At 72.9% G+C, this 9200-nt stretch carries 8 protein-coding genes and 2 pseudogenes; 5 read left to right on the top strand and 5 right to left on the bottom strand.

Annotated features, from left to right (window positions below):
• Positions 1–98 precede the first annotated feature (98 nt).
• From CCN42_RS45730 to CCN42_RS45720, 3 genes and pseudogenes are all read left to right on the top strand, one after another.
• A pseudogene (locus CCN42_RS45730) lies at positions 99–476 on the top strand (carboxylesterase family protein); the annotation flags it as partial.
• Between the two features lie 91 nt (positions 477–567).
• The gene (locus CCN42_RS45725) at positions 568–1485 is read left to right on the top strand and encodes a carboxylesterase family protein (protein WP_281259544.1); all 918 of its coding nucleotides are present in this window, start codon (positions 568–570) and stop codon (positions 1483–1485) included.
• Positions 1403–1636, top strand: a pseudogene (locus tag CCN42_RS45720) (carboxylesterase family protein); the annotation flags it as partial. The gene CCN42_RS45725 and the pseudogene CCN42_RS45720, both read left to right, overlap by 83 nt.
• 187 nt (positions 1637–1823) lie before the next feature.
• Here the strand turns inward: CCN42_RS45720 and CCN42_RS29680 are convergent.
• Entirely contained in the window at positions 1824–2414 is a 591-nt protein-coding gene (locus tag CCN42_RS29680; protein ID WP_086173066.1) for a cysteine hydrolase family protein, read from the bottom strand.
• A gap of 175 nt (positions 2415–2589) precedes the next feature.
• On the opposite strand from CCN42_RS29680, the gene CCN42_RS29675 reads away from it, so the two are divergent.
• Positions 2590–3585 (top strand): GlxA family transcriptional regulator, encoded by a 996-nt coding sequence (locus CCN42_RS29675; RefSeq protein ID WP_169731550.1) that lies wholly within the window; start codon positions 2590–2592, stop codon positions 3583–3585.
• 72 nt (positions 3586–3657) lie between these two features.
• On the opposite strand, the gene CCN42_RS29670 is transcribed toward CCN42_RS29675, so the two are convergent.
• Both CCN42_RS29670 and CCN42_RS29665 read right to left on the bottom strand, forming a co-directional pair.
• Complete coding sequence (locus CCN42_RS29670; RefSeq protein ID WP_086740232.1) at positions 3658–5007, bottom strand: M28 family peptidase; 1350 nt, start codon at positions 5005–5007, stop codon at positions 3658–3660.
• A 291-nt stretch (positions 5008–5298) separates the two neighbouring features.
• Positions 5299–6048: a PP2C family protein-serine/threonine phosphatase gene (locus CCN42_RS29665; protein WP_086740230.1), complete on the bottom strand. Its 750-nt coding sequence runs from the start codon at positions 6046–6048 to the stop codon at positions 5299–5301.
• A gap of 244 nt (positions 6049–6292) precedes the next feature.
• Between CCN42_RS29665 and CCN42_RS29660 the strand changes: the two genes are divergently transcribed.
• Complete coding sequence (locus CCN42_RS29660) at positions 6293–6586, top strand: zinc-ribbon domain-containing protein (protein WP_086740227.1); 294 nt, start codon at positions 6293–6295, stop codon at positions 6584–6586.
• Positions 6587–6604: 18 nt separating this feature from the next.
• Here CCN42_RS29660 and CCN42_RS29655 read toward each other — a convergent pair whose 3' ends face one another.
• The gene (locus tag CCN42_RS29655) at positions 6605–7933 is read right to left on the bottom strand and encodes an enolase C-terminal domain-like protein (RefSeq protein ID WP_086740225.1); all 1329 of its coding nucleotides are present in this window, start codon (positions 7931–7933) and stop codon (positions 6605–6607) included.
• 185 nt (positions 7934–8118) lie between these two features.
• Positions 8119–9081: a hypothetical protein gene (locus tag CCN42_RS29650; protein WP_086740224.1), complete on the bottom strand. Its 963-nt coding sequence runs from the start codon at positions 9079–9081 to the stop codon at positions 8119–8121.
• Positions 9082–9200: the final 119 nt, after the last annotated feature.

Raw genomic sequence — 9200 nt, 5'->3', positions numbered from 1 at the left:
TTTGCGGACACGACCTAGCGCGCGATCACGACGCGCACCCGGGCACACACCGAGCGCCTTCGACCGACTACCTACCGTGACTATCGTGTGCCGGGCAGATGTCATGGAGGGCGCGGCCTGCCGGACGGCCGTCGCGCACCCCGTACGGAAGACGGTGGACGATGACGAAGAAGCGACACCTCGCGGCCGCCGCCCTGGCGGCGGCCGTGGGACTGGTGCTGTCGGTGACCTCGGAGCCCGCCCCGGCCGGGCCGGGACAGCCCGCGTCCGGCGGACGGACGACGGTGGTGCGCACCGACAAGGGAGTCGTGCGCGGCACGGTTCTCGCCGGTCACCGCGTCTTCCGGGGCATCCCCTGCGCCGGACCGCCGACCGGGGCGCACCGCTGGGCCGCGCCTCGCCCCGTGCGGTCCTGGCGGGGCGTCAGGGACGCCACCCGGCCGGGCCCCCTGTGCCCGCAGGTGCCCACCCAGTACGGCGGCACCACCAGCCTGGAGGAGGACTGCCTGGTCCTGAACGTCACCGCTCCGGCCGGGCCCGCCCCGGGGTCGGGGCGCGCCGGTCCTCGTGTGGATCCACGGCGACGGCACCATCGGCGGCGGGGCCCTGTTCGACGCCCGCCGCCTGGCCGACCGGGGCCTGATGGTCGTCACCGTCAACCACCGGCTCGGTGTCTTCGGCGGCTTCGCCCACCCCGGACTGCCGGGCTCGGGGACCTTCGGGCTCCAGGACCAGCAGGCCGCGCTGCGCTGGGTGGCCCGCAACGCCGCGGCCTTCGGCGGTGACCCCGGCAACGTCACCGTGGCCGGCTCCTCCTTCGGCGCGACCGCTGTCGTCGGTCACCTCGCCTCGCCCGCCGCGCGGGGCCTGTTCCATCGCGCGGTGCTCTCCAGCGGCGAGGGCATGATGGACATGCCCGCCGGGATGATGGGCCCGCAGGTCCCGGCGCACCGCTGGTACACCTGGCGCACCCAGCGCGAGCTGCGGGACTCCGGCCGGGACGTCGCGGCCGGGCTGGGCTGCGCGGACCCCGACCCCGGCCGCGCCCTGCGCTGTCTGCGCGCGCTGCCGGTCAAGCGGATCCTGGACGTCCCGTACGTCATGAACATCTTCCAGGCGTTCGCCTTCGGCGAGGGCGTCCTGCCGGAGCTGCCGGAGAAGGCCCTGAGAGAGGGGCGTTTCCACCGGGTGCCGGTGCTGTCCGGCGCGGCCCGGGACGAGCACCGGCTGTTCGTCGGGCTGACGTGGGACGCGGTGAACGGCAGGCTCACAAAGACGCAGTACGAGGAACTGGTGCGAACCGCGTTCGGGACACGCCGGGCGGCCGCCGTGCTCACCGAGTACCCGGCGGACGCCTTCCCCTCCCCCGCCCCTCGCCTGGTCCACGGTCGTCACCGACCGCATGTGGGCGCGCGGCACCCACGCCCAGAACACGGCCCTCGGGCGTCATGTGCCGACGTACGCGTACGAGTTCGCCGACCGTGACGCGCCGATGTATCCGCCCGTGGAGGCCAGCGCCTTCGACTTCGGCGCCTATCACGCCTCGGACACGCCGTATGTGTTCGAGGAGAAGGCGGTCCACGACCGGTTCACCCCGGCGCAGGCACGGCTCGCGGACGCCATCACCGACTACTGGGCCACGTTCGCCGCGACCGGCCGGCCCGGAGGGCGCGGGCTCGTGCCCTGGCCGGCACACGTGCCCGGCTCGCCCGCCCCGCACACCCAGTCCCTGGCGCCCGGCGCCATCACGTCCGTCGACTACGCGGCCGGCCACGACCTGGACTTCTGGCGCCGGCTGGGCCGACCCCGCCCCGCACGTGCGCTCAGACCAGGGACTTCCCGGAGGCGACGACGACCCCGTACAGATCTCCGGCCGTCGCGAGCGCGCTCTGGTGGATCTGCGCGGCGGGCACCTCCGTGCCCGCCACCGGCAGGGGACGCGTCGCGCAGGCGTCGGCGACCACGGTGGGACGGTTGCCCCGCAGGAACGCGCCCTGGGCGGTGAACAGCACGCACATGTGCGTCATGAAGCCCATGACGACGACGTCCTTGTGACCGGCGGCGTCGACGAGGTCGCCCAGCTCGGTGCCGACGAAGGAGTCCGGGAGCCGCTTGACGACGACGGCCTCGCCCTCGGCCGGCGCCACGCTCGGGTGGATCTGGCCGATCTCGGCCCGGATGTCGTACGGGGTGCCCTCGCCGCCGTCGTTGATGACGTGGATGACCGTGGCGCCCGCCTCCCGCGCCCGGCCCAGCAGTTCGGCGGCGGAGTCGAGCGCGGCCCGCCAGCCCTCCAGCTCCATCACGCCCTGGACGTAGGTGTTCTGGTAGTCGACCAGGATCAAGGTCGCGTCGGCGAGCGACGCGGGCGTCTCGTCGAAGCCCATGAGGGTGCGCAGGGTGGTCGTAGCCATGGGGATGCCCTTCCGAGTTCTCACAACAAGTCCCGCTGCGAAAGCGGGAGTTGGGGTTCGGCCGTGCTGTTCCGGCCTCCGTGGGGAACGCTACGGCCCCACCCTGGTGTCGGCAATGTCATCTAACATGCAGATCCGGACATCACCGTTGCCGACCGGGCGGAGACAGCGACCCTTGAGCACCGTCGAACGACTCGTCGTCATCCTCCTCTTCGACGGCGTCGACCTCCTCGACGTCACCGGACCGCCCGAGGTGTTCTCCCTGCTGCGCCGCGAACTCAAGGGGGCACCGGGTTACCGGGTCGTCCTCGCCGCCGAGACCCCGGCCCCGGTCACCACCGCGGCCGGGGTACGCGTACTCCCCGACGCCACCTTCGAGCAGATGTCGGGAGAGAGCATCGACACCCTTCTGGTGCCCGGCTCGGTCGAGACGGACAGCCGGGGCCGCGTCCGGGCCCTCGCCGACCCGGCGGTCGTCGACCGGGTGAGGACACTCGCCGGGAGAACCCGCAGGGTCACCTCCGTCTGCGTCGGCGCCCACGTCCTCGCCGCCGCCGGTCTGCTCGACGGCAGACGGGCCACCACCCACTGGTCGACCGCACGGCAGCTCGCCGACGAACACCCGGCGGTCGAGGTCGACGCCGACCCGATCTTCATCCGGGACGGCGACGTGTGGACCGGCGCGGGCATCAGCTCCTGCCTCGACCTGTCCCTGGCCCTCGTCGCCGACGACCACGGCGAGGCGGTCGCGCTGCGCGTCGCCCGGCAGCTCGTGATGTACCTGAAGCGGCCCAGCGGGCAGAGCCAGTTCAGCGTGCCCCTCGAACCCGTCTCCACCACGCGGCGCGTCGAGGACCTGCGCCATCACATCATGCGGCACATCTCCGAACCGCTCACCGTCGCGGACCTCGCCGAGTACGCCCACCTCAGCGAGCGGCAACTCACCCGCGTCTTCAAGACCGAACTCGGCATGACGCCCAGCGCCTACATCGAGTCGGCACGGGTGGAACTGGCCCGCAACCAGCTCGAATCCACCGACGCGACGCTCGAACGCATCGTCACCGCCTGCGGTTTCGGTACGACGGACACGCTGATCCGGGCCTTCCGCCGCCGGCTCGACACCACGCCGACCGAGTACCGCCGCCGCTTCCGGACGGGCACGCTCGCGTGAGCGGAGTCGGCGGAAGGCGCGCCGGCGTCTCGGGGACCACCGAGGTGCCGGCGCGCCGTCGGGGTGCCGGCGTCAGAAAGTGAGCTTCCAGCTGTCGATGTAGCCCGCGTCCTGGGCCGCCACGTCCTGGACCCGCAGGCGCCATTCGCCGTTCGCCTGCTCGGTCGAGGCGTCGACGGTGTAGGTGGTGATGACGTTGTCCGCGGAGTCGGAACTGCTGGAGTTCTTCAGCCGGTAGGCGGTGCCGTCGGGGGCGAGGAGGTCGACGACCAGGTCGCCGCGCCAGGTGTGCTTGATGTCCACGCCGACCCGGAGGGCGGCGGGCGCGTTGCCGGTGCGGCCGGTGACCGGGACGGCCGAGGTCACCGCGGCGCCGTTGTCCGGGATGGCGACATCGGCGGTGTTCTCGAACGTGGTGCCCGGCGGCGGGGTCGCGCCCGTGCCCAGGGTCCAGATCGCATGGGCGAGGGCGTCGCTGTTGCGGTCCAGGGCGGTGTCGTTGATGTTCGCCGTGGTGTCGCAGGACGAGTGGTAGCAGCGGTCGAAGGCCTGGCCGGCGGTGCCGCCCCACTTGGTGGCCTGGGCGGCCGTCTTGGTGCGGCTGGCGCCGGTGAAGAGCCCGCCCACGGGTATGCCGACGTTCTTGAAGGACGCGTGGTCCGAGCGGCCGTCGCCTTCGGTCTCTATCTCCGTGGGGACGCCGATGCCCGCGTACCAGTCCTTGAAGACCTTCTCGATCGCCGGGTCGTCGTCGTAGACGAAGTAGCCGGGGTTCGGTGAGCCGACCATGTCGAGGTTGATGTAACCCGCTATGCGTGAACGCTCGGCCGTCGGCAGGTTGTTGACGTAGTACTTGGAGCCCACCAGGCCCAGTTCCTCGGCGCCCCACCAGGCGAACCGCAGATGCTTCGCGGGCTGGAGCTGGGCGCGGGAGACGGCGAGCGCGGTCTCGAGGACGGCGGCGGATCCGGAGCCGTTGTCGTTGATGCCGGGCCCGGAGGAGACGGAGTCGAGGTGCGCGCCGGCCATGAGGACCTGGTTCGGATCGCCGCCGGGCCAGTCGGCGATCAGGTTGTAGCCCGTGGCGCCGGAGGAGCTGAACTGCTGGACGCTGGTGGTGAATCCGGCCGCGTCCAGCTTGGCGCGCACATAGTCGATCGAGGCCTTGTAACCGGGGCGGCCGTGCGCCCGGTTGCCACCGTTGGCGGTGGCGATCGACTGGAACTGGGTTAGGTGCGCCTTGACGTTGGCCAGCGGGATGTCGGGGGCCGCGAGCGCCCGCGCACCGGTCGTGGCCGAGGTGCCGGACGGGGCGGAGGTGGCCGGGACCGCGGTGAGCAGTGCGGCGGCCACGGCCAGGCCGGTCACGGTCGCGGTGCGTCTGGAAAGGCGTCTGGGCAGGGTGGACTGAGGAGTCGTCATGTGGGGGGTCCGCACTTTCTCGTCGAGGGGTGGGTGCCGGACGGTGACTGGAACGGAGGTGCCAGAGCGGTGCGGGTGCTGTGTGTGCCCGATGGTCAACGAGATGTCGATGTCCCGTCAAGATGGCGGACACGGGTGTTCGCTGAGCGGACGTACGGGAGGGGGCAGGCGGCGCATGACGCCGTCCGCGGGATCAGGTCACCGGGCCGCCCGGGCGGTCCGCGGGATCAGGTCACCGGGCCGCCCGGGCGGTCCGAGGGATCAGGTCACCGGGCCGCCCGGGCGGGCTGACTACTCCTCGCCGACGCGGAGGACGGCCAGCGTGATGTTGTCCGGACCGCCCGCCTCCATGGCCGCCTTCCACAGCTCGAACGCCGCGCGCCCGTCGTCGTGCTCCCGCAGCACGCCTTCGATGACGTCGTCCGTCAGCGGGTCGGTGACGCCGTCGGTGCAGACGAGGAAACGGTCGCCGGGCGCCACGGGCACCGGCGTCACATGCGCGCGGACGGCGCGGTAGCCGGGGCTACCGCCGAGGCACTGGGTGACGATGGACGTGGTGCGCCGTCCGGGCTCCAGCGGCGGGCTGTCGTCGACGCTCAGCCGGCGCAGCCCCTCCGGGGAGGCCGCGTGCACCCGGCTGTCGCCGACGTTGAACACCAGCAGCGCGTCGTGCCGTACGACGACACCCGCGACCGTCGTGCCCATGGTGGCCAGGTCGCCGCCTTCGTCGCCGCCGGCGGCCTCGTAGACGGCTCGGTTGCAGGCGTCGAGGACGTCGTGGATCTCGTCCTCGCTGTTCAGCCGCGGCCCGGCCGCGGCGATCCGGCGGACCACCAGGGAGCTGGCCACGTTCCCGCCGGGATGCCCGCCGAGTCCGTCGGCGACGGCGACGACGACCGGGCTCTCCAGCGGGAAGACCAGGGTCTGCGGGCTGTCGGTCACGGTGGCGCACAGGGTCCAGGGGCCGACGACGAGACTGTCCTCGTTCCGGGTCCGCAGCAGCCCGGGATGGCTGAGCGCACTCACCGCGACGTACCGCATGGTGCCACCGCCCTCCGTGCCGGCCGCCTGGGCGGGGCCGGGCCCGCCTCCCAGTCTAGGGAGCGGGGGCCGTCGGGCCCCCACCCGCGGGCAAAGCCGTGACGCGACCGGGCATGCGTACGGTCGTACCCTCCCCCGCGCCAGGACGCTCACCGGAAGGTGGGGAAGACTGGGAGCGTGGGCGTCACTCACCGCCCGGTCGGCACCGTGCCGGCGGGGCGCCGTCTCGGGAGGATCGGCAACGATGATCATCTTTGGCACCAAGGGCTACCTGTACCAGCTGGCGATACTGACCCTGGTCTGCGGTCGCTGCGGCAATCCGTCCGCGCACACCCTCCGCAAGCGCGTCACCAAGTTCACCCTGTTCTTCGTACCGCTGTTCCCGGTCTCCACGAAGTACGCGACGCAGTGCACCTTCTGCGGCGCCGAGCAGTGGGTGACGAAGGAGCAGGCGGAGCAGCTCCAGGTGCAGTCGGCGACCGGGCACGGCGGCCAGCCGTACGGCCAGCCGCAGCAGCAGCAGCCGTACCAGTCCTGACCGCACGGTCCCGCCACCTCACCTCACCAGACACGGTCGCTTGTTGTCGAACTGCCAGTCCTTCACCAGGTAGCGCATCCCGGCGGCGTCGTCGCGGCCCGAGAGACCCTTCTCCAGATACAGCTCGTGGGCGGCGAGCAGCCGGTCCCGGTCGAGCCGGACACCGAGGCCCGGGGTGTCGTCCACCGCGACCTCGCCGCCTGCGATCCGCGGGGGCGTGACGGTGAGACGTTCCATGCCCTCCTGCCAGATCCAGTGGGTGTCCAGGGCGTTGTAGTCGCCGGGGGCGGCGGCGCCGCAGTGGGCCATCATCGCCAGCGAGATGTCGAAGTGGTTGTTGGAGTGGCAACCCCAGGTCAGCCCCATGGAGTTGCACAGCTGGGCCACCCGCACCGAGCCCTGCATGGTCCAGAAGTGCGGATCGGCGAGGGGGATGTCGACCGAGCGCAGGGCGAGCGCGTGGGTGAGCTGGCGCCAGTCGGTGGCGATCATGTTGGTGGCGGTGGGCAGGCCGGTGGCCCGGCGGAACTCGGCGAGGATCTCCCGGCCCGAGTAGCCGTCCTCGGCGCCGCAGGGGTCCTCGGCGTAGGCGAGGGTGCCGAGCAGGGGCCGGCACAGTTCCACGGCTTCCTTCAGTGACCAGGCGCCATTGGGGTCAAGGGTGATCCGGGCCTCGGGGAAGCGTTCCTTCAGTGCCCGGACCGCTTCGACCTCCTCCGCGCCGGGCAGGACGCCGCCCTTGAGCTTGAAGTCGCGGAAGCCGTACTGCGCATAGGCGGCCTCGGCCTGGCGGACGATCGCCTCGGGTGTCAGCGCCTCCTCTCGGCGGACCCGGTACCACTCGACGGAGGCGTCCGGTTCGCGGACGTAGTCGAGGTCGGTCCGGTCGGGGTCGCCGACGTGGAAGAGGTAGCCGAGGACCCGTACGGCGTCGCGCTGCTTGCCGTCGCCGAGCAGGTCGGCGACCGGTACCTCCAGGTGCTGCCCGAGCAGGTCCAGCAGCGCCGACTCGATCGCGGTGACGGCGTGCACCGTGGTGCGCAGGTCGAAGGTCTGTTCCCCTCGCCCGCCGTCGTCCCGGCTGCCGAACCTGTCCCGCACGGCGCGCAGGACCCGCCGGTGGTCACCGAGGCGGGCGCTTACGACCAGCGGCGCGGCCTCGCGCAGGGTGCGGGTGATCTCCTCACCGCCCGGCACCTCGCCGAGTCCGGTACGGCCCTCGGAGTCCTCGACGACCAGGACGTTGCGGGTGAAGTAGGGGGCGTGCGCGCCGGAGAGGTTGAGCAGCATGGAGTCGCGGCCGGCCACCGGGTAGACGGTGCAGCGGGTGACGACGGGCTGGGGCATGCGGGAATCCTTCGCTGGGGCGGCAAGGGGACGAGCGGGACGGCGTGACCGGGCTGCCGACGGGCGTCTACGTATAGAGACGGAGGCTAGATACGTAGACGGTCAAGGTCAATGGGTCGAGGACTCAGGCAGACGGGCCGAGGGCCGAGGCCGGTGCCGGCCGCCCGGGACCCGGCAGGGGCTCCCTACTTGCCCCGCCTCGTACGCCCTTCCAGGCGCCGTACCTCCTGCGCCGCGGCACGGGCCTCCCGTTCCGCGGCGGTGCGGGCGTCCATGGCGGACCGGTACCGGTCCCCGGCCTCCCGGCCGGCCCGGTCGGCGTCCTCCAGGGCCTCGCGTGCCGTGTGCAGCCGCCGCTCGGCGGCCTCCACCTCCCGCCGGGCCTCGTCCCGGCGCTCACCGGCCCGCGTCAGGGACTCCTGCGCCTCGGCCGCCACCTCGCGCCGCTCACGCAGACGCCGTTCGGCCTCTTCCGCGGCGTCACGGGCCTTGGCCAGCTGCTCCTGCCGGATACGGCGGCGCTCGGCCAGCTCGTCCTCGGGACTCGTTCCCGCCTTGGCGGGCTTCTTCGCGGGCCCATCGGCGGTACGCGCCGCCTTCGGCCGAGCCGTGGCCGTGGCCGCGTCCGGGCCGGAGGGCAGAAAGCCGGACGGCGGGTCGAGCGCCCCGGTCAGCCGGCCGCCGGCCCACTGCTGGGCGGCGCCGGGGTCGGCGAGCACGGCGTGCAGCGTGGCCGACACCTCCTGCTGCGCGGCGGCGGACAGCCGGTGCCCGGCCTCCTCGGCGAGCCGCGCGGCCTGACGGGCCAACGCGGCGACGATCCGGCGTCGTTGGGCGGACAGGTCCTTGAGCGCGGCGGGGTCCAGCGTGCGATAGGCCTCGCGCAGACCCTCGCCCAGCTCCAGCAGCCGGCGGCTGTCGCCCGGCTCGCGGCGCAGCAGCAGGTTCGCGGCCCAGGCCGCCAGCGTGGGCCGGCGGGCGGCGCGGATCCGCCGGGAGTCCTCGGCGCGCCCCGCCGTCCTGGCCGCCGCCGCCAGTTCCTCGCGACGGGCGACGAACCCGGGCGGGGGCGTGGTGTACAGCTCGTCGAGGACCGCCTCGACATCGAACTCCTCGCCGTGCTTGCCGCGTCCGCCCTTGCGCTGCATGTCCCCACCCTGCCGCCGACCCCGCGCTCACGCACGCCGGACCGGGCGGGCGGGGCGTTGTCGGACCCTTCTGCGAGGGTGGGCGCACAGGGTGGCGCGGGTGCCGCCGGGATCGGTGC

This window comes from Streptomyces glaucescens, from assembly GCF_002154375.1.
Lineage (GTDB): Bacteria > Actinomycetota > Actinomycetes > Streptomycetales > Streptomycetaceae > Streptomyces > Streptomyces glaucescens.
This window is presented reverse-complemented; position numbering and strand designations above follow the sequence as displayed.